This window comes from Ruegeria sp. L12, from assembly GCF_056531745.1.
In genome coordinates, this window is sequence record NZ_JBQFMH010000002.1 from 173,192 (window position 1) to 193,488 (window position 20,297).

19 protein-coding genes are annotated in these 20,297 nt (G+C 60.4%); 8 read left to right on the plus strand and 11 right to left on the minus strand.

Annotated features, from left to right (window positions below; genetic code table 11):
* The first annotated feature begins 114 nt into the window (after positions 1-114).
* Positions 115-2,070: a 4Fe-4S binding protein gene (locus ACR0K9_RS03820; RefSeq protein WP_480820900.1), complete on the plus strand. Its 1,956-nt coding sequence runs from the start codon at positions 115-117 to the stop codon at positions 2,068-2,070.
* Here ACR0K9_RS03820 and ACR0K9_RS03825 read toward each other — a convergent pair.
* Positions 2,064-2,792 (minus strand): hypothetical protein, encoded by a 729-nt coding sequence (locus ACR0K9_RS03825; RefSeq protein ID WP_480820902.1) that lies wholly within the window; start codon positions 2,790-2,792, stop codon positions 2,064-2,066. The genes ACR0K9_RS03820 and ACR0K9_RS03825 overlap by 7 nt on opposite strands.
* Here ACR0K9_RS03825 and ACR0K9_RS03830 point away from each other — a divergent pair.
* Genes ACR0K9_RS03830 through ACR0K9_RS03845 form a run of 4 tightly spaced genes read left to right on the plus strand, consistent with a single transcriptional unit; the run spans position 2,791 to position 5,157 of the window.
* Positions 2,791-2,928, plus strand: a complete 138-nt coding sequence (locus ACR0K9_RS03830) for a hypothetical protein (protein WP_480532879.1) — start codon at positions 2,791-2,793, stop codon at positions 2,926-2,928. The genes ACR0K9_RS03825 and ACR0K9_RS03830 overlap by 2 nt on opposite strands.
* Positions 2,925-3,986 carry an Mrp/NBP35 family ATP-binding protein gene (locus ACR0K9_RS03835; protein ID WP_480820904.1) on the plus strand — a complete coding sequence of 354 codons (1,062 nt, stop codon included), beginning with the start codon at positions 2,925-2,927 and terminating at the stop codon, positions 3,984-3,986. Before ACR0K9_RS03830 ends, ACR0K9_RS03835 begins: the two co-directional genes overlap by 4 nt.
* Positions 3,983-4,678: a biotin/lipoate--protein ligase family protein gene (locus tag ACR0K9_RS03840; protein WP_480820906.1), complete on the plus strand. Its 696-nt coding sequence runs from the start codon at positions 3,983-3,985 to the stop codon at positions 4,676-4,678. Before ACR0K9_RS03835 ends, ACR0K9_RS03840 begins: the two co-directional genes overlap by 4 nt.
* Positions 4,678-5,157, plus strand: a complete 480-nt coding sequence (locus ACR0K9_RS03845) for a DUF6505 family protein (protein ID WP_480532873.1) — start codon at positions 4,678-4,680, stop codon at positions 5,155-5,157. The genes ACR0K9_RS03840 and ACR0K9_RS03845 overlap by 1 nt, the downstream gene beginning before the upstream one ends.
* Here the strand turns inward: ACR0K9_RS03845 and ACR0K9_RS03850 are convergent.
* The 8 genes from ACR0K9_RS03850 to acs form a co-directional block, all read right to left on the minus strand.
* Positions 5,154-5,654 carry a flavin reductase family protein gene (locus ACR0K9_RS03850; RefSeq protein ID WP_480820908.1) on the minus strand — a complete coding sequence of 167 codons (501 nt, stop codon included), beginning with the start codon at positions 5,652-5,654 and terminating at the stop codon, positions 5,154-5,156. The genes ACR0K9_RS03845 and ACR0K9_RS03850 overlap by 4 nt on opposite strands.
* A gap of 87 nt (positions 5,655-5,741) precedes the next feature.
* Positions 5,742-7,154 carry a 3'-5' exonuclease gene (locus tag ACR0K9_RS03855; RefSeq protein ID WP_480820910.1) on the minus strand — a complete coding sequence of 471 codons (1,413 nt, stop codon included), beginning with the start codon at positions 7,152-7,154 and terminating at the stop codon, positions 5,742-5,744.
* A 2-nt stretch (positions 7,155-7,156) separates the two neighbouring features.
* Positions 7,157-7,675 carry a hypothetical protein gene (locus ACR0K9_RS03860; protein ID WP_480532867.1) on the minus strand — a complete coding sequence of 173 codons (519 nt, stop codon included), beginning with the start codon at positions 7,673-7,675 and terminating at the stop codon, positions 7,157-7,159.
* A 27-nt stretch (positions 7,676-7,702) separates the two neighbouring features.
* Positions 7,703-9,526 carry a DUF294 nucleotidyltransferase-like domain-containing protein gene (locus ACR0K9_RS03865; protein WP_480820912.1) on the minus strand — a complete coding sequence of 608 codons (1,824 nt, stop codon included), beginning with the start codon at positions 9,524-9,526 and terminating at the stop codon, positions 7,703-7,705.
* 107 nt (positions 9,527-9,633) lie between these two features.
* Positions 9,634-11,418 (minus strand): sodium:solute symporter family protein, encoded by a 1,785-nt coding sequence (locus ACR0K9_RS03870; RefSeq protein WP_480820914.1) that lies wholly within the window; start codon positions 11,416-11,418, stop codon positions 9,634-9,636.
* Positions 11,419-11,423: 5 nt separating this feature from the next.
* Positions 11,424-11,708, minus strand: coding sequence for a DUF4212 domain-containing protein (locus ACR0K9_RS03875; protein WP_480532861.1), 285 nt, complete (start codon positions 11,706-11,708; stop codon positions 11,424-11,426).
* Positions 11,709-11,887: 179 nt separating this feature from the next.
* Positions 11,888-12,571, minus strand: coding sequence for an adenylate kinase (locus ACR0K9_RS03880; protein ID WP_480820916.1), 684 nt, complete (start codon positions 12,569-12,571; stop codon positions 11,888-11,890).
* A gap of 7 nt (positions 12,572-12,578) precedes the next feature.
* Positions 12,579-14,543 carry an acetate--CoA ligase gene (gene acs, locus ACR0K9_RS03885; protein ID WP_480820918.1) on the minus strand — a complete coding sequence of 655 codons (1,965 nt, stop codon included), beginning with the start codon at positions 14,541-14,543 and terminating at the stop codon, positions 12,579-12,581.
* 396 nt (positions 14,544-14,939) lie between these two features.
* On the opposite strand from acs, the gene ACR0K9_RS03890 reads away from it, so the two are divergent.
* The 3 genes from ACR0K9_RS03890 to ACR0K9_RS03900 are packed head-to-tail and all read left to right on the plus strand — an operon-like array spanning position 14,940 to position 18,052.
* The gene (locus tag ACR0K9_RS03890) at positions 14,940-15,956 is read left to right on the plus strand and encodes a C4-dicarboxylate TRAP transporter substrate-binding protein (RefSeq protein WP_480820920.1); all 1,017 of its coding nucleotides are present in this window, start codon (positions 14,940-14,942) and stop codon (positions 15,954-15,956) included.
* A 59-nt stretch (positions 15,957-16,015) separates the two neighbouring features.
* Complete coding sequence (locus ACR0K9_RS03895; RefSeq protein ID WP_480820922.1) at positions 16,016-16,645, plus strand: TRAP transporter small permease subunit; 630 nt, start codon at positions 16,016-16,018, stop codon at positions 16,643-16,645.
* Positions 16,646-16,648: 3 nt separating this feature from the next.
* On the plus strand, positions 16,649-18,052 hold the full coding sequence (locus tag ACR0K9_RS03900) for a TRAP transporter large permease (RefSeq protein WP_480820924.1): 1,404 nt from the start codon (positions 16,649-16,651) through the stop codon (positions 18,050-18,052).
* A gap of 267 nt (positions 18,053-18,319) precedes the next feature.
* On the opposite strand, the gene ACR0K9_RS03905 is transcribed toward ACR0K9_RS03900, so the two are convergent.
* The gene (locus ACR0K9_RS03905) at positions 18,320-19,363 is read right to left on the minus strand and encodes an ornithine cyclodeaminase (protein WP_480820926.1); all 1,044 of its coding nucleotides are present in this window, start codon (positions 19,361-19,363) and stop codon (positions 18,320-18,322) included.
* Positions 19,363-20,283: an arginase gene (gene rocF / locus ACR0K9_RS03910; RefSeq protein WP_480820928.1), complete on the minus strand. Its 921-nt coding sequence runs from the start codon at positions 20,281-20,283 to the stop codon at positions 19,363-19,365. The genes ACR0K9_RS03905 and rocF overlap by 1 nt, the downstream gene beginning before the upstream one ends.
* Positions 20,284-20,297 lie beyond the last annotated feature (14 nt).

Here is a 20,297-nt window from a genome sequence, read left to right on the forward strand (position 1 = left end):
AAAGTTGTGATGAATAATAGTGCATAAATTTGACCTTTAACCCGGCCTTCACATTGTCACGGCGAGGATTAGGACTAAGGTGCTGACGTGCAGCAAGCAGCGCCGGGAGGGAATATGGCCAGCAAGCTCGTGTTGTGTGATTGCGATGGAACGCAGGCACTAGATGCAGACGGAATTTCTTCGGCCTGTGAGGTGGCGTGCTCGAAAGTCCACACCGCTCTGTGTACGCGGGAATTGGGGGTCGCTTCCGAACTTCTGAACGGCGATGAGCAGGTGGTGATTGCCTGCGGGCAGGAAGGCGCGATTTTCAGCGAACTTGCAGAAGAGCTGGGCGTTGCAGAGCCCGGCTTTGTCGATCTGCGCGACCGGGCAGGGTGGTCCGAGCAAGGCGCGGATGCGATGCCCAAAATGGCAGCATTGGCTACCGAGGCCCTGTTGCCGCAACCGATTACACCCAGCGTTGATGTCATCAGTGAAGGCACCTGCTGCATCATCGGTGCCGGAGAGGTTGCCTATCCACTGGCCGAACAACTGTCCGGCTCGCTGGCCGTGACTGTAATCGTAACGGATGAGGCCGAGCCGCTGAGCCGAGCCTTTGATGTCGCCCGGGCGCGGGTGCGCAATCTGTCCGGTGCGCTGGGCGGGTTCATCTGGCATCTGGATCAGGTGCAGCAGCTAGAGCCGGGCGGGCGCGGTGGGTTCGGCTGGAGCGCGCCGCGGGATGGCGCAACGTCGCGTTGCGATATCGTCGTTGATCTGACCGGAGGAACGCCTCTGGTCACGGCCCCCGATAAGCGCGAGGGCTATTTGCGTGCCGATCCCCGCGATGCAGTGGCTGTTGCGCGTCTTGCCTTCGATGCGGTGCAATTGGTCGGGACGTTTGAAAAGCCGCTCTATGTTCGGCTGGACGAGACGCTTTGCGCGCATTCCCGGGCTGAGCAGACGGGCTGTTCGAACTGTCTGGATATCTGTCCGACCGGTGCGATCACGCCTGCGGGTGATCACGTAGCCATTGATCCGATGATCTGTGCCGGGTGCGGTGAATGCGCGGCCCTGTGCCCGTCGACCGCCATCACCTATGAGGACCCGCCGGTCTCGGCGGTATTGTCGCGGATGCACATTCTGGCCCGCACGTACCGGCGCGCAGGCGGCGTAGCGCCGCGCCTGTTGGTGCATGATGCCCATGGGGCGCAGATGATCCGCATGGCGGCCCGGTTTGGACGGGGCCTGCCCGCCGACGTCATTCCACTGGAACTGAAGGTGGTGTCTGGCTTTGGCCATGCCGAGATGCTGGCCGGGCTGGCGCATGGTTTTGCCCGTGTCGATGTCCTGATGGGGTCAGGGACGGAACGGGATGCGCTGGATCGGGAACTGGAACTGGCGCAGGCCATCGCGGGCCAAGATGCGCTGAGCCTGATTGATGAGGCCGACCCGGATGCGCTGGCTGATCTGCTTTATACGCAAGACGTTCCGCAGCCTTTGACAGATCCGGTCCTTCCGCTGGGCAACCGACGCCAGATCACGCGTCTGGCGGCGCAGGCCTTGAACCCGAACACCGAAGCGCCGCTGGCATTGCCCGAAGGCGCGCCTTATGGCGCAGTGGCGGTCAACACCGACACCTGCACCTTGTGCCTCAGTTGCGTATCCCTGTGCCCCTCGGGCGCTCTGATCGACAATCCGGACAAGCCACAGCTGAATTTTCAGCAGGACGCCTGTCTGCAATGTGGAATCTGCCGTACGATCTGCCCCGAGCAGGCGATTACGCTGATGCCTCAGCTTGACCTGAGTGACGCTGCGCTGTCGCAGCAGGTGCTGAATGAGGAAGAACCCTTTGAGTGTGTCGAATGCGGCGCTGCCTTTGGGGTCAAATCGACGGTTGAGCGGATCATTGAGAAACTGTCAGGGACACACCCGATGTTCGCAACCTCGGATCAGGCCAGAATGATTCAGATGTGTGATAATTGCCGTGTGAACGCTCAGTTCCACAGCACCGACAATCCGTTTCAATCGGCCCCCAGACCTCGGGTTGTGACGACGGATGACTATTTCTCGAAACGCAAGGATCACTGAAATTGCAGCGGGGCGCCCAGATCGGCGGCGCGCAGGACGGCGACGAAGGCCAGAATCGCTTCGAGGTCATCAAGGCTCATTTCGACCGGATGGATGGGCGAGGGGCGCTCGGGCGGGAAAGGCTCGGTCACACCTTCGATCTGCGTGAAGGCAGGGTGCGGGTTCAGGGCAAAGAAAGCCTGAAACCGCTCGGACCAATCAGGCATCGCGCGCAACACGGCAAAAGACGGGGTCGAACCCAGTCCGTTCATCCGGTTCTGCGGGCCGATCACGTGACAGCGGCCACAATGGGTCAACGACAGATCCTCGCCCAGCAGCGCGTTGCCGTCGACCTCTGTTTCCTCGGTGATGGCGGCGATTTCGAAACTTGCGCTGAAGGGCTTGCCGTCTGCGGGGGCAAAACTTTCGACCGTACGTTTGCCGATATCGGATTGCAGCCAGTCGCGGAACCGTGCCTGCCTTGCACTGTCGTCGATGCGCAGGTGATAGATCACCCCGTCACGTTCAAAGACCGGATCGCCGGGCGGGGAAGGGGCCAGTGACATGACGCCGCTTTCGTCCGAAACAACACGTATCCCGGTCTTGAGAGAGAAGCGTGGAAGAATATGTTGCAGCAGACCCGAGTCTGTCACCTCATCCGGGGCGGCAAGGCCAAGCGCCTCTTGTGACCAAGAGGGGGTGGCGGTGAGCGTCAGGCTCAGGCACAACAGGACAAAGCGCATGGCCAAGCCTAGCGGCGACAAACCGGATGCGTCAAATAAACAGAAAGAGACGGAGACACATGCAATGAGCGGCGACTACAACCTGTCGATACGCAAGACCCTGAACGCAGGGCTGATCAAGGGAACGATGGCATGAGCATCCGTGACGCGGTTCTGGCGAACCTGAAAAAGATCACAGACCCGGTTTCGGGGCAGGATATTGTCAGCGCGGGCATCGTGCGGGCGCTGAATGTCGAAGGCGATACCGTTCGCTTTGTGCTGGAGATAGACCCCAAGCAGGCCGAAAAGATGGAGCCCGTGCGCGCCACCGCCGAACAGGCGGCGCAGATGGTCGAGGGCGTGTCCAAGGTCTCGGCCATGCTGACGGCGCATTCGGACAAGGCGCCGCCCGATCTGAAGCCGAAACCCAAGCCGTCGCAGACCGGCCCGCAGGCGGTGCCGGGGGTGGACCGGATCATCGCGGTGGCCTCGGGCAAGGGTGGGGTCGGCAAGTCGACCGTATCGGCCAACCTGGCTTGCGCTCTGGCGGCTGAGGGGCGGCGTGTGGGCCTGCTGGATGCCGACGTTTATGGCCCGTCACAGCCCCGGATGCTGGGCGTCTCGGGCCGCCCGGCCAGCCCCGATGGCAAGACAATCCTGCCGCTGCGCAATCATGGCGTCACCATGATGTCGATGGGCCTGATGACCAACGAAGGACAAGCGGTTGTCTGGCGTGGCCCGATGCTGATGGGTGCGTTGCAGCAGATGATGGGGCAGGTGCAATGGGGGGCGCTGGACGTACTGATCGTCGACCTGCCGCCCGGCACCGGCGACGTGCAACTGACGCTAAGCCAGAAATTCAAGGTGGACGGAGCCATTGTGGTTTCTACGCCGCAGGACGTGGCTCTGATCGATGCTCGCAAGGGGATTGACATGTTCAACCAGCTCAAGACGCCCATCGTTGGCATGATCGAGAACATGTCGACCCATATCTGCTCGAACTGCGGGCATGAGGAGCATGTTTTCGGTCACGGCGGTGTCAAATCCGAGGCCGAGGCGCTGGGCGTTCCGCTGCTGGGGGAAATCCCGCTGCATCTGGATATCCGTGTGGCTGCCGATGGGGGCGCACCGATCGTGGTCAGCAAACCGGACAGCCCGCAGGCCGACGCTTTCTGCAAGATCGCCCGCGACATGATCGCCAAAGGCAACGCATGAACCAGCCGGTCTTTCCGCCTTTGCTGACGGGCCACCCGGCACAGGGCGGCGAGGACCCGTTCGAACGCGCGCAGGCCATGGCGGCGCTGGGCTGCGATTCAGGTACGGTGGTTTACAACATTCAGGCGGATCGTCTGCGCGTTGCCATCGTCTTTGCGCCTGAGGTTGCGCTGCAGGACGCGATGGCGATGCTGCCGCTCTGCGCGGTCGGGTTCCAGAACGCGCTGGGCGCGCTGGCCCCGCCCGAGGTTGCGGTGCATCTGGGTTGGGACGGGTTGATTTGCGTGAACGGTGCCAAATGCGGGGTGATGAAGGTAGCCGCCGCCTCTGCTGAGCCAGAGACCATTCCCGATTGGCTGATCGTCGGCTGGGATCTGGCGCTGCTGCAAACCAGCGACGCGCCGGGGGACACGCCGGATGTGACCGCGCTTTATGACGAGGGGTGTGCCGAGGTCTCGGCGACTCAACTGGTCGAAAGCTGGTCGCGCCACATGCTGACCTGGCTCAACCGTTGGAGCGAGGATGGCAACGCGCCGCTTCATGCCGAATGGTTGGGGCTGCTGCGCGGCGTCGGAGAACCCGTTGGAGATTTGGGCGTATTTCTGGGCACCGACGAACGGTTCGGGATGTTGATCCGCGACGGTGCCGACACCCATCTGCGCCCGCTAACGGAATTGTTGGAGACCACCTGATGAAACTCGCCCGTGCAATCCATTTCGATGAAAGTGATATGAACGTGTTCCATTCGCCCGCAAGAACCGGCGAATGGTGCATCTCGGGCGGGTTCGAATTCTCGAACTGGGGTGAAGGCGATCTGGAGGGCAAGGCACGTCAGGCCTTCGCCAATGGATGGCTGGGGCTTGAAACCTTCGGGCGCGTGACCTTTGTTGCAGTCACGCAGGTTGAGCTGGCCGAGATTGACCGGATCACGGGGTATCTGGCCGAGCATTTCGTGCAGCTTTATGGTGCGCCATCAGTCGAGGCCGCGATGGAGGTGGCGCAGTCAGAAATCGCGCATATGGCCGAGATGTGCGAGGATCACGCCCCGAACACCTTGCTGACCGTCGCGCGGGAATTGACGGGGGCAGGGGTGCACGAGGCGTTTCGCGTGATCACCCCGCAGGAAACCCAGCTGGAAGCCCTGGCCGTTCACGGATCGCTGGACGATTAAATCAGGTCGGCAAACCCGCCGAATTGTCCGCGCTTGAAGATCAGCCCCTGACCGGGGCGATGCATGACCGTGTCGACATGACCGACAAGGATCAGGTGATCCCCGGCCTCGTGACGGGCCGATAAACGGCAGTCGAAGCGGGCCAGACATTCCGCAAGACGGGGCCGCCCGGCATCATCTTCCTGCCAATCCGCATGGGAAAAGTCGAAGCCGTTGCGTGCAAACTGCAAGGCCTGATCGTGCTGGTCCTGTGCCATTACATGGATTGCATAATGCTCGCAGGTGCTGAACGCATCATATCGGTTCGAATTCCGATCCAGACACCACAAGACCAGAGGCGGGTCCAGCGATACGGACGCAAACGAGTTCACCGTGATCGCGGCAGGGCCTTCGGCGGTATTGGTGGTGACGACGGTAACACCGGTGCCGAAACAGCCCAGGGCCTCGCGAAAGGCAAATCTCTGCTCGGGTCCGGGAGTGAAAGTTGTTTCCGTCATCACGCGCTCGTTCAATGGGCCTGTCTCAGGTGCCACGCGGCGCGGGGATTGTCCATGAAAAGCTGATGCAGGTTCTGGAAATTCCGATCAGTTCAGATCTTCCAGCAACCGTCCGTGTTTGCGCGTTTCCACGATGACGTCGCCAAATGTCACCATGCCGCGCGCCGTCAACATTGGGAGCATCCGAACCAGTACCTCGGCGGTGGCGACGGCATCACCCAAAGCCGTGTGTCGCAGGGCTTCGGGGATGGTTATGCCCAACCGCTCGCAGACCGCATCCAGCGTGTGGGTTTCGCTTGCTCCGAACAGCACGGCGGACAGCAGAACGGTGTCGAGAATGGGATGGCTCCACTCCACCTGCATTCGCTCGGCATGGCGGCGCAGGAAGGCCATGTCGAATGGAGCGTTATGCGCAACAATCACCGCATCGCGGGCGAATTGATGAAAGCTGCGACCGGCCTCGGCAATGTCAGGCGCGCCTTGAACCATCCTGTCGCTGACCTTGTGCACCTTGGTCGAGGCGGGCGGGATCGGGATGCCGGGATCGACCAGAGTATCCAGCCGCTCACCTTCGACGATCTTGCCTTTCACGACGCGCACCGCACCGATCTGCACGATCTCGTCCTTATGCGGCAGAAGGCCCGTAGTTTCGGTATCGAAAACAACAAAGCACAGGTCCAGCAAGGGTTTTTCTTCAAACGCGTCGTCGCCGGACGTATCGAGCAGTTCGAAATCATAAACCAGCGGGCGGGCCTCATTGGGGTCGATCTGGGCAGCGCTGTCATCGAAGACAAGCATATAGCCGGGCGCATCGCCCAGAGGTTTCATCCGGGCCGAATAGGTTTGCCGCCCATCGACACTGGTCAGGGTACAATGTACGTCCTTTCCGGTCTTGACCAACTTGGCATAAGAATCCGTCAGGCCCGTCGCTTCGAGATAGTCGAACAGCGAGGCATTCAGCCGGGGATGCGCGATCTGGGCCAGAACCTCAGCCGCCTGCGCGTCATACAGAACGATCTGGTGCTTGGGGCCGGCCAGCAGCATGGCTACCGGAATCTCGGTCAGCAGCGCCGTGAGCCGTTGCTTTTCAGAGGCGAGATGGGCGGTTTCCGCCGCCACCGCCTCGGCCGTGTTCATAGCATTGGCGGCCAGTTGCTCGGCCAGCCCGGCCGCGGCTGGGGCCAGATCGCCCAGATACCGCGCGGCCTGCAGGTCCAGATCGGTGCTGACCCCGGCATGGGCCCGCGCGCGCAGCTGGGCCGAAAGCCGTTCGATCGGTTTTGCGATATTGTCATCGAACAAAAGCCAGACCCCGGCGACCAGCGCCAGCATCCCGAAGGCGATCAGGATCTCGGCAAAGATGAAGGCGTCCATCAGGGCCGGATCACTGGCTCGCCGATAGCCGATCCACAAAGCCAGAGCGCTGATGATCAGTCCACCCGCCGCCAGCAGCAGGAAGAACAGAAAGATTCTCAGGCGCAGGCTCAGATGGTTCAGCATGGTCAGACCCCGCAGGTGGCCTCGATCACCGGATCATCGGCGTTGGCCTTGATCCAGCTGGCATTCAGCAAGCGCCCGTCATCGGCGAATTCTGCGCCATCGGCCAGATTGGCGCGGCTGTTGTCGGCGCAGTTGACGGCGACTGGTACTTTGGAGACAGGTGCCCAGCGGCCAAAGAAATAGAGATCGACCAGACGCTCATCCGGTACGCTTGAATTGGTGCGCACGGACGCGGCGTCGATGGCGGCAAAGCGGTCAACAAAGGGTACCGCATAGGTCCAGGGGCGATAGAATGTGCGGCTTTCGACCTCCTGCACCACGGTCAGGCTTTCGGGCAGTTGGTCACGGGTGCGGTCGTACCAGGAATACTCGCTGGTGATCGTCATCGCGATCATCCCGACACCCGCTGCGACCGGCGCGGCCCATTTGGGCAGGCGGCCTCCGGTCAGCTTGTTTACCACCATCACGACACCCGCAAACGCGAAGCCCGCAAAAATCGTGCCGATCAGTTCCAGAAACATGTGGTTTCTCCGTTCATTCCTGCTGTCTTAGCCCAGCATACCTTTGCCATGTCCGACCGCTGATTGCATCGTTTTTACCACGACAAACGCATCGCGGAGATGACTTCGCTCAAAATCGGACAACTCCGCGGGGGGCAGGTAATTGTCCGGCGCATCTCCGGCCTTGACCAGACGGGCTTGATGTTCCAGTCGAGTCTCGGCGATCAGGTCGTAGGCATCCAGCAAATCGCGCGCGCCCGAGGCGCTGAGAACCCCAGCAGCCTCGGCGGCGCTGAGGCGCGCGCGGGTGTTCGCTTCGGTCAGTTGCCCCTGCAGGCTGTAGATGCGGGCCAGGTCCACGATGGGCACGACACCGTTATGCTTGAGGTCCAGCGTATTGCGATGCTCGCCCGACCGGATGGTGGCAAACCCGCGCAGCAAACCCAGAGGAGGCGTGTGTTTCAGTGAGTTCGAGATCATATGCGCCACGAAGATCGAGTTCGCATTGGCCGCAGCCAGCGTATCGGCCTGCAGGTCGGTGAACAGATCGAAAGAGCCACCGATGGGCCGCAGGTCGAACATGACCGACGCCAGCATCTGTGCCTCGGGGTTGGGTTTGGCGATCCAGCCTTTGAAATAGTCGCGCCAGACGCGCACCGGCTGGCACCAGCGCGGGTTTGTCGCCATCATGTCGCCCGGGCAATAGAAATATCCGCAGGTGTCCAGCCCGTTCGAGACGAATTTGGCCAGAGCTGCGAAATAAGCCATGTCGTCATCGGTCACGCTGTCATCCAGCATCAGGCAATTATCCTGATCCGAAACACCGGTCTGTTCCTGCCGTCCCTGTGAACCGCAAGCCAGCCACAGGTAAGGCACCGGCGGCGCACCCAGTTTGGCCTCGGCCAGTGCCAGCAAGCGCCGCGTTGCGGTATCTGCGATGTCGGTGATCAGCCGCGTCACGATCTCATGCCGGTTGCCGCCCGCGACGAGTTGGACCAGCAGTTGCGGTATCTCGGCGGTGACCGAGGCCATTTCATCAGCAGTGTCGGCGCGGGCAATCCGGCCCACCAGTTCGGCAGAGTTGACCGCCTGATACCGGGTGAGGTCGGTTTGCGTGACGATACCAACCAGCCGCCCGGCCTCGGATATCGGAATATGGCCGATGCCACGCTCCATCATCACATGCAGCACGTCCGAGCCGATATCGGTGGGCGCCAGCGTGATCGGGTTGGTGGTCATGATGGCCGAAACCGATGTGTCGGCAGGCATCGCCTCGGCGACGAATTTGCCCGAAATATCGCGCAGGGTCGTGATGCCCAGCAGCCGGTCGCCTTCGGTCACGCAAAGCGATGAGATATGGCGGTCGCGCATGATTTGGGCGGCGCTTTGCACCGGCGTGTCGGGCGGGCAGGTGGCGGGGTTGTGCGCCATCAACACGTCAACCGCGCTCGTCGCCAGACTGTCCGGTCCGCTCCGGTTGCCACGAGTCCTGTTGAAGAATTTCGAGACCACGTCGTGCCCGTCGATCAACTTACGCACCAGATCAGGGGGCAGAAGGATCAGAACGGACGGCGTGTGCGCCCGTGCCTTGGTGGCGGCCTTGCCATCTTTCAGCAGCCCACGTTCACCAAAGGAGTTCCTGAGCCCGAGATGAGAGACGACGGCGCCGTTCTCATCGGTGATTTCAACCTGTCCTTCATAGATGACGAACACGCCCGGCATTGCATGGCCAAGCTCATAGATCGAGCTGTCCTCATCCAGTTCCCAGACTTCGATCTGTTTTGCCAGATCGTCCAGAACCTGCGCGGGCAGGGCGTCATAGGGGTGTACGGATTTCAGAAACCGGGTGATCTGGTCATGGGACAGGGGCATCAGATTTTCCTGCGTCTCTGGGTAAAAATCCCGCCCGGTAGAGTGCCGGGCGGGAGTCGTCGGTCAAAAGACGCGACACATGGGCTTACCCAAGTGCCGCATCATGCTCATTTGTTCTGAGCTGCGCCCGCACCACGGGGAATGCGTACGCTTTCGACCAATTCCACGATCTCCGGCGGAGTCTCTTTGGTCATGCCTGCGACCACATAGGCGACGCCGAAGTTGATCATCGCACCAATCGCGCCGAACGAGGTCGACTTGATCGGACCCAGCAGAGGATCAGCATCGGTGAACGAGTTGGTGCCCGGAATGAACAGCCAGCCCTTATGCAGGAAGATGTAGACCAGAGTAACGGTCAGACCAGCCAGCATACCTGCAACCGCACCGGTGTTGTTGATGCGGGTCGAGAAGATCCCCATCATCAGCGCCGGGAAGATCGAAGCTGCCGCCAGACCGAAGGCCAAGGCCACGGTTTGCGCCGCAAAGCCCGGTGGGTTCAGACCCAGATAGGTTGCGACAACGATGGCGACAGCCATTGCGATACGCGCGGCCAGCAGTTCGCCCTTTTCCGAGATCTGCGGGTTGATCGCGCCTTTGACAAGGTCGTGGGACACGGCCGACGAGATCGCCAGCAGCAGGCCCGCAGCGGTCGACAGAGCAGCCGCAAGACCACCGGCAGCGACCAGACCGATCACCCAACCCGGCAGGTTGGCGATTTCGGGGTTGGCCAGAACCAGGATGTCACGGTTGAACTTGGTCAGCTCATTACCGACCCAGCCTTTTTCTTCCGCGATTGCAGTCATCGCTTCGGACTTGTCGTTGTAGTACTGGATCTTGCCGTCGCCGTTCTTGTCTTCCCAGTCCAGCAGACCGGTTTTCTGCCAAGTCGCCATCCAGTCATAGCGCGGATCAGTATCGATTTCCTCGACCGAGACAGCGCCACCTTCGATGCCACCATTGGGCCACATCATGTCGGTGATGTTCAGACGGGCCATTGCGCCAACCGCAGGGGCGGTCAGGTACAGCAGCGCGATGAACACCAGCGCCCAGCCAGCAGACCAACGGGCGTCAGCCACTTTCGGCACGGTGAAGAAGCGCATGATCACGTGCGGCAGACCGGCGGTACCGATCATCAGCGACAGGGTGAACAGCACCATGTTCAACGTGTTCGAGTGGTGGGCCGTATAGTCGTTGAAGCCCAGCTCGGTCACGATGGCGTCCAGCTTGGTCAGCAGGGGCTCACCGCTGGCGGTGTCACCGAACAGACCCAGCGCCGGAACCGGTGTGCCGGTCAGCTGCAGCGAGATAAAGATGGCCGGGATGGTATAGGCGGTGATCAGCACGCAGTACTGAGCGACCTGAGTGTAGGTCACGCCCTTCATCCCCCCGAACACCGCATAGGCAAACACAACGCCTGCACCGATCAACAGCCCGGTGGTGTTCGATACTTCGAGGAAGCGGCCAAAGGCGACGCCAACGCCGGTCATCTGACCGATAACGTAGGTCACCGATGCCACAATCAGACAGATCACCGCCACGATGCGGGCTGTCTGGCTGTAGAAACGATCGCCGATGAACTCCGACACGGTGAACTTGCCGAACTTGCGCAGGTAAGGTGCAAGCAGCAGCGCCAGCAGAACGTAGCCACCGGTCCAACCCATCAGGAAGGTCGAGTTGTCATAGCCGGTAAAGGCAATCAGGCCCGCCATCGAGATGAACGAGGCCGCGGACATCCAGTCCGCCGCTGTCGCCATACCGTTGGTGACCGGGTGAACGCCGCGACCGGCGGCGTAGAATTCCGATGTGGAACCCGCGCGGGCCCAGATCGCGATGCCTATGTAAAGCGCAAAGGACGCGCCAACAAACAGCAGGTTGATGGTAAACTGGTCCATGGGGTTTACTCCTCGTCCACGCCGTATTCAGCGTCGAGCTTGTTCATGCGCCAGGCGTAGTTGAAGATCAGCACCAGAAAGACCAGGATCGATCCCTGCTGAGCGAACCAAAAGCCCAGATCGGTGCCGCCCACGGCGATGCCGGACAGCAGCGGACGCAGCAGGATGCCGAATCCAAAAGACACCAGCGCCCAGATCGCGAGGCTGATGTAGATGAGGCGCAGGTTGGCCTGCCAATAGCCCTTGTCGGCTTCGGCAGTCTGCGCGGAGTTTGTTGAATGATCCGCCATCGCGGGTTCCTCCTTCGCTTCCTCGTTGGGCGGCCCTGTGCCCAACTCCTCCAGTGCGTCGGGCCGCTTCTCGAATGTGCCGAACGCTCCGTAACGTCAGGCAAAACTTCCCTGTTCCGCCAAGGCGGTCCATTGAAGTATTCTGTTGTGGGGCAGGCCCTTAGGCCTCTCTCCTCCCCTTAATTCATGACCTTGCCCACAAGACCCTGCAGGTCCCGGGCGATGTCGTCGATCTGTCCCATGGCGTCGATGCCGTTCAGCACGCCCTGGTTCTGATAGTAGTCAATCAACGGCGCGGTCTGTGCGTGATAAGCGGCCAGACGCGAGGCGACCGTCTCGGCATTGTCATCGGCGCGGCGTTTGAACTCGGTGTGGCCGCATTTGTCGCATTTGCCCTCGACGGCAGGTACCTTGAACGTGTCATGGAACCCTTCGCCGCAGCCCGCGCAGGTGTAGCGGCCTGAGATTCGCGTCACCATTTCGGCGTCTTCAACCTCAAGACTGATGGCCGCGTTGATCTTCTGATCGGCAGTGGCCAGCAGACCATCCAGCGCCTCGGCCTGAACCGTGGTACGCGGGAAGCCGTCCAGAATGACGCCCTTTGCGCAGTCCGGTTCCGCCATCCGGTCCCGCAGGATGTCGATGACGATCCCGTCGCTGACCAGTTCACCGGCCTCCATCACCGCTTTGGCGGCCTTTCCGGCCTCGGTACCCGCAGCAACCGCATCGCGCAGCAGATCACCGGTGCTGAGCTGCACCAGTCCGAACTTGTCTTCCAGCATCCGCGCCTGCGTTCCCTTCCCGGCGCCCGGAGGGCCGAGAAGGATCAGAACAGCGGGGGTCGTGGTAGTGGCAACGTCCATCACACCCTCACTTGTTCGCACGGTTTTCAATCAGGTCTTCGACAACCGACGGATCGGCCAGCGTAGACGTATCGCCCAGCGAGCCGAAATCGTTCTCGGCGATCTTGCGCAGGATACGACGCATGATCTTGCCGGAACGGGTCTTGGGCAGCCCCGGTGCCCACTGGATCACATCCGGGGATGCAATCGGGCCGATCTCGGTCCGGACCCATGTGCGCAGCTCTTTCAGCAGATCATCCGATGGTTCGCGATCATTCATCAAAGTGACATAGCAATAGATGCCTTGCCCTTTGATTTCATGGGGATATCCCACAACGGCGGCCTCGGCCACGGCGGCATGTGCCACCAGCGCGCTCTCCACCTCGGCTGTGCCCATGCGGTGACCCGAGACGTTGATCACGTCATCGACGCGGCCAGTGATCCAGTAATCGCCATCCTCATCGCGACGGCAGCCGTCGCCGGTGAAGTAATAGCCTTTGTAGTCCGAGAAATAGGTCTTTTCGAACCGCTCATGATCGCCCCAGACGGTGCGCATCTGGCCGGGCCAGCTGTCCTTGATGCACAGCACGCCCTCGACGCCGTTGCCGCTGATCTCGACACCCGATTGCGGGTCCAGAACCACCGGTTCGATGCCGAAGAACGGTTTCATCGCCGAGCCGGGCTTCATCGCGTGCGCGCCGGGCAGGGGGGTCATCAGGTGGCCGCCGGTTTCAGTCTGCCACCAGGTGTCGACGATGGGGCAGTTGCCGTTGCCAACCACCTCATTGTACCAGTTCCAGGCTTCGGGGTTGATCGGCTCGCCCACGGTTCCCAGCACCTTGAGGTCACTGAGGTCGTGTTTCTCGACCCATTCATTGCCCTGACCCATCAGCGCGCGGATCGCGGTGGGAGCGGTGTAGAACTGGTTGACCTTGTGCTTGGCGCAAACCTCCCAGAAACGGCCCGCATCGGGGTAGGTGGGTACGCCTTCGAACATCAGTGTCGTCGCGCCATTGGCCAGCGGCCCATAGACGATATAGCTGTGGCCGGTGACCCAGCCCACATCGGCGGTGCACCAATAGATGTCGCCGTCGTGGTAATCGAAGGAAATTTCATGAGTCATCGAGGCATAGACCAGATAGCCGCCGGTCGTATGAACGACGCCCTTGGGCTGACCGGTCGAACCGGAGGTATAGAGGATGAACAGAGGATCTTCGGCGTTCATCTCAGCCGGGGCGCAGTAATCATCCGCCTCCAGCGCCATTTCATTATAGTCGTAATCGCGGCCGTCGATCCAGGTCGTCTGCCCGCCAGTGCGTTTGACGACAAGGCATTTCACACTGTCCTTGCAGTGCAGCAGGGCGGCGTCTGCGTTTGATTTCAGGGGTGTCTTGCGGCCGCCACGGGGGGCTTCGTCGGCGGTGATGATTACCTTGGCGTCACAACCATTGACCCGCGCAGCCAGCGCGTCGGGCGAGAAGCCCGCGAAAACAATGGAATGGATGGCGCCAATGCGGGCGCAGGCCAGCATGGCATAGGCAGCTTCGGGGATCATCGGCAGATAGATGACGACGCGGTCGCCTTTGCGCACACCCATGGATTCCAGAATGTTGGCCATGCGGCAGGTGCGACGGTGCAACTCTGCATAGGTGATATGCTGGGCCGCATCCTGCGGATCGTCCGGTTCCCAGATAATGGCAGTCTGATCGCCACGGGTTTTCAGATGCCGGTCCAGACAATTGGCCGAAACGTTCAGCGTACCGTCGGAATACCAGTTGATCTTGACCGAGCCGAGATCATAGTTGACGTCTTTGACCTGAGAATAAGGTTTGATCCAGTCTACGCGCTTGCCTTGCTCGTCCCAGAAGGCCTCGGGGTTGTTGATCGAAGCCGCATACATGTCGGCATATTTGCCGGCGTCCACATGCGCACGAGCGACGGTTTCTGCGGATGGCGGATAGGTCTTGGCATCTGCCTGAGCAGCGGTGGTCATTGTTGAGGCTCCTCCCTCTAGAACTGGATTACATTGGATTGATATCGCCGCCGATCAGGCAATGTCGATCCGGTTCCTCCCCACTTCGGATAATACGGGGCTTGGAAAAGAAAGAAATAAATTACGGTAATCCTTGGATTAGTTTGTAAATAAATTTCTGTATTTTTGCAAAAACTGTAAAATAATCCTGCTATGTCATGAATTACGATGATAAAACAATTGGTAAGCTGTTAGGTGTGATCGCTGAATCGGCAAGGCCGACGTCACTTCTTTCACCTGCCCATAGCGATCTGCATCCGGTCGCCTGTCTGATGCGGGGGTTGGCACATCAGGGACTTAGCGCTAGCTTCCAAATCAAGCGTCTCGTCAAGCGGCGCATCAATGGGAGGATACACAATGAACAAGATGTTGAGCGGTGCGGCCATTGCCGCGCTGAGCCTTGCATTCGTCACCGAAGCGGCGGCGACCGAGTGGAATGCCTCGGTCTGGGGTAAACGCCGGGCCTTCACCGAACATGTCGAGAAACTGGCCGAACTGGTTAGCGAAAAAACGGGCGGCGATTTCACCATCAACGTCAGCTATGGCGGTCTGTCGAAGCCGCGCGAAAACCTGGACGGGATCGAGATCGGAGCCTTCGAGATGGCGCAGTTCTGCGCTGGCTACCACCGTGACAAGAACCGCGCGATCACCGTGCTGGAGCTGCCGTTTCTGGGTGTGAACACGCTGGACGAAGAAGTGGCCGTCAGCCACGCGGTCTATGATCATCCGGCGGTCAAGGACGAGATGGCGCAGTGGAATGCGCGTATCATCATGACCTCACCCATGCCGCAATACAATCTTGTCGGCACCGGCGATGCGCGCGACAAACTGGCCGATTTCGACGGCATGCGTGTGCGCGCGACTGGCGGTCTGGGGCAAGCCTTTGAAGCCGTTGGAGGTGTGCCCACATCCGTTCCCGCAACCGAAGCCTATAACGCGATGGAATCGGGCGTGGTCGACACGGTCGCCTTCGCGCAGCACGCTCATCTGTCCTTCGGCACGATCAACGAGGCCGACTGGTGGACCGCAAACCTCAACCCCGGCACCGTGAATTGTCCCGTTGTCGTCAATATCGATGCCTATGAGGCCCTGCCTGCCGAGCACCGTGAAGCTTTGGACAGCTCGGTTGATGAGGCCATCGCGCATTATCTGGCCAATTACGGCGGGCTGCTGGAACAGTGGGACAGCGTTCTGGAAGAGAAGGGCGTGGCCAAAGTCATGATCGACGACGCCGTGATCGAGGAGTTTCGCGCCAAGGCCGCAGATCCCATTCGCGAGCAATGGATCATGGATATGACAGCGCAGGGTCTGCCGGCGCAGGACCTCTACGATCTCGTCCAGACCACGTTGAAGCAGCAACGCGGCGGCAACTGATCGGATCAGCCGGGAGCCGTCCGGTGCCCGGCCATACCTGACAGCGAAGGATCACCAGTATGGCAGGACATGCCACTGTGCTGCAGGACGGCAGCCTGATCAGCCGTCTGGACCAGCGTTTGCTAAGGTTGGAACGTTTTCTGGCGCTGATCAGTGGGTTGGCGGTGTTCGGGTTGATGGTGCTGGCAGTGATCTCGGTCAGTGGTCGAAATGCTTTGAACGCACCGCTGCCGGGCTATGTCGACTGGATCGAACAGGCCATGCCGCTGATTGCGTTTCTGGGCATCTCTTATGTCCAGCGTGATGGCGGCCATATCCGCATGGATATCGTGATATCGCGCCTGAAGGGGCGCGCGCTTTGGCTGTTCGAACTGACTTCGGTCCTACTGATCCTGCTGTTGATGCTGGCCCTTGTCTGGGGCAGTTGGTCCCACTTCGACCGATCCTTTGACTTTGGTGCCCCGATGTGGAGCCGTGACAGCTCGATCGATATCGGCATTCCGCTCTGGCCCGCCAAGCTGCTTGCCCCGGTCGCTTTCACGGTCTTGTGCCTGCGTCTGGTCCTGCAAGTCTGGGGCTATGGCCGCGCGCTTATCACGGGGGCAAAGCTGCCGGTTGCAGTGCCATTGATCCAGGATGCTGCGGCGCAGGCCGCCGCCGAGGCCGAGCAGTACGAAAGGCAGAACTGACCCATGGACACGATCGAAATCGGGCTGTGGGTCACTGCAGGTCTGCTGGTCATGGTCGTTACCGGTATGCGCGTGGCCTTTGCCGCCGGGCTGGCCGGATTGATTGGTCTGATTTGGATATTCTGGGCCAAGTTCGGTTATGATCCCGGCCGGTTCGGCAAGGCCGTCACCGTCGCCGTGAAAACCGCAGGTCAGGTGCCGCACTCGAAAGTGGCGTCTCATACGCTCAGCCTGATCCCGACCTTCATCCTGATCGGCTATCTGGCCTACTACGCCGGATTGACACGCGCCTTGTTCGAAGCCGCCAAGCGCTGGATCGCGTGGGTGCCCGGTGGTCTGGCCGTGTCCACCATCTTCGCCACGGCTGGCTTCGCGGCAGTCTCGGGTGCATCGGTTGCGACCTCGGCGGTGTTTGCCCGCATCGCAATCCCCGAAATGCTGTCTGTCGGCTATAACAAACGCTTTGCGGCGGGCGTTGTTGCCGCTGGTGGCACACTCGCCTCGCTGATCCCGCCCTCAGCGATCCTTGTGATCTACGCCATCATCGTCGAACAGGATGTGGGCAAACTGTTGCTTGCCGGATTTATCCCTGGGGCGTTCTCAGCGGTCGTTTATGGCGTTCTGATCGTTGGAATTGCTGTGGTCTTCAAATCGGTTGGGCCTCCGGTCACCGGGTTTACCTGGAAAGAGCGTTTCACCGCTTTGCCCGGCGCCTTGCCCATTGTCGCGGTGATCCTGATCATCATCTGTTTCGTCTACAATCCGTTTGGCGAAAAAGCGTGGGGCACCCCGACCGAAGGTGGCGCGATCGGTGCGTTCATCGTGTTCTGTTTTGCGCTGTTTCACGGCATGCGCTGGCCCGAGTTCAAATCGGCGCTGTTGGAAACGGCCAAACTGACGGCGATGATTTTTACGATCATCTGGGGTGTTCTGATCTATGTCCGCTTTTTGGGATTTGCGGATTTGCCGGGGGCGTTTTCCGACTGGATCACCTCGCTTGAGATGTCGCCGATGCTGATCCTGATTTGCATCCTGTTGGCCTATGCGGTCTTGGGCATGTTCATGGATGCAATCGGTATGTTGCTGCTGACATTGCCCGTCGTCTATCCTGCGGTGATGGCCTTGAACGGAGGAGAGACCGTCAGCGCCGCCGACAGTGCTTTCGGCATGTCCGGTCCCATGTGTGCCATCTGGTTCGGCATTTTAGTGGTGAAAATGGCCGAGTTCTGCTTGATCACGCCACCCATCGGCCTGAACTGTTTTGTTGTCGCCGGGGTAAGGCCCGACCTGAGTGTTCAGGATGTCTTCAAAGGCGTGACGCCTTTCTTTGTTGCAGATGCGCTGACCATCGCATTGCTGGTGGCTTACCCTGGAATCGTGCTCTATCTGCCGTCGCTTGCGGGATAGCAGTTTTTTGCGAGGCTCTGCCTCGCGCTCCGGGATATTTTTGGCCAGATGAAGCAAGGGATCCACTCTCCGATTGCAACCGGAGTGCTTCACCTGGCGCGGCCACCGGTACTCCTGCCTGTACCGCACCGTGAGTATCGCAACGAATGGCTAAAGATCCGCTGCTTCATCTGGCCAAAAATATCCCGGGGGGCCGCCGAAGGCGGTTGGGGGCAGAGCCCCCTCGGCTGTTTGCCGGTTTCAGGGCGAAATAGACGAATACACGGTCTATTCAGCCCGCATCAGCATTCCGAACAGGTCTCGTGGGTCGTCCGGATCGGCCAGCATATCCAATGGTTCAAAGAAGTCTGTCCCTGCGATGGCCCGTTTGATGTAGCGCAGGGCAGAAAAATCCTCGATGGCGAAGCCTACACTGTCGAACAAGGTGATTTGGCGATCATCCGTGCGTCCTTTGGCCTTACCGGTCATGACCTCCCACATTTCGGTTACGGGATGATCCGGTTCCAGTGCCTGTATTTCGCCTTCGATACGGGTCTGTTCGGGATATTCGACAAAGATGTTCGACCGCAGCAGGATGTCGCGATGCAACTCGGTTTTGCCCGGGCAGTCGCCGCCGATGGCGTTGATATGGACACCGGGGCCGACCATGTTGTCGGTCAGGATCGTGGCATATTTTTTGTCTGCGGTGCAGGTCGTGATGATCTGGGCGCCTTCGATTGCGTCTTCCGGTGTCTTGCAGGCGATGACCGTCAGCCCCTTGCCCTGCAGATTGGCTGCGCATTTCGACGTAGCCTTCGGATCGGTGTCATAAAGGCGCACGGTGTCGATCCCGCACATGGCCTTGAAGGCGAGACACTGAAACTCCGATTGTGCTCCGTTCCCGATCATCGCCATAACGGTGGCGGATTTAGGGGCAAGATAGCTGCCCACCAAAGCCGACGTCGCCGCCGTGCGCAGCGCGGTCAGCATCGTCATCTCGGTCAGCAAAGTGGGGTAACCGGTATAAACATCGGCCAAAAGACCAAAAGCGGTCACCGTCTGCAGCCCCTCGGATGTGTTTTTGGGGTGGCCGTTGACGTATTTGAACCCATAGGCCTCGCCATCCGAGGTGGGCATCAACTCGATCACACCGTGGGGGGAGTGCGCCGGGATGCGGGGCGTTTTGTCGAAACTCTCCCATCGTTTGAAATCGGCTTCGATCTGAGCGGCAATCTGGGTGATCATCTGCTCGACCCCGATATGGTGAATCAGGCGCATCATGTTGTCCACGGATACAAAAGGTACCAGCGCCTTGTCGGAAGGTTGGGTCATCAGAAACTCCGTGTCGGGCGGTCGAAGATGCGGCGCCCCATCAGCGAGGCGGCCAGATCGACCATCAGTTTTGCGGTTCGGCCACGTTCATCAAGAAACGGGTTCAGCTCGACCAGATCCAGCGAGCAGACAAGGCTGCTTTCGTGCAGCAGTTCCATGGCCAGATGCGCCTCACGCTCGGTTGCGCCGCCGGGGACGGTGGTGCCGACCGCAGGTGCGACCGAGGGATCGAGGAAATCCACATCCAGTGAGACATGCAGGATGCCGTTCGCGGCCCGCACCTTATCGAGGAAGGCCAGAAGCGGCGCTTTGATGCCATGCTCGTCGATACTGCGCATATCAGCCAGCATGGCGTGATCTTTTTCCAGTGCGGCGCGTTCGGCCGGATCGACCGAGCGCAGGCCGATCATACCAACCCGGTCCGTCGGGATAGGCGCGGCGAGGGGCGGGAAGGCCTCGAACCCGGGTTGTCCGGTGACGTAGGCGACGGGCGTGCCGTGCAGGTTGCCGCTGCCGGTGCTGCCGGGCGTGTGAAAGTCGCTGTGCGCATCGAGCCACAGCACAAATAGGGGACGATCAATGCTCAGCGCATGCGCCGCCATGCCCGAGACCGTGCCCATCGAGAGCGCGTGATCGCCACCCATGAATATCGGCAGACCTTGTTGTGCGGCATCCTGTGCCGTCCGGCACAGTGCTTGCGTCCAGCCCACGCATTCGGGCAGGGCGAACAGATGTGGATGTTCGACCATATCCACATGGTCCGGTCGCGTGTCGCCAATATCCGTGACCGTGTGGCCCAGATCGGTCAAAGCCTGTGCAAGACCGGCCACGCGATAGGCATCAGGACCCATGCGGCAGCCCTGACGGCGTTTGCCGGAATCCATCGGAGCTCCGGCCAGAATGAGCGTTTTTTTGTCCATATGTTTTTATAGAA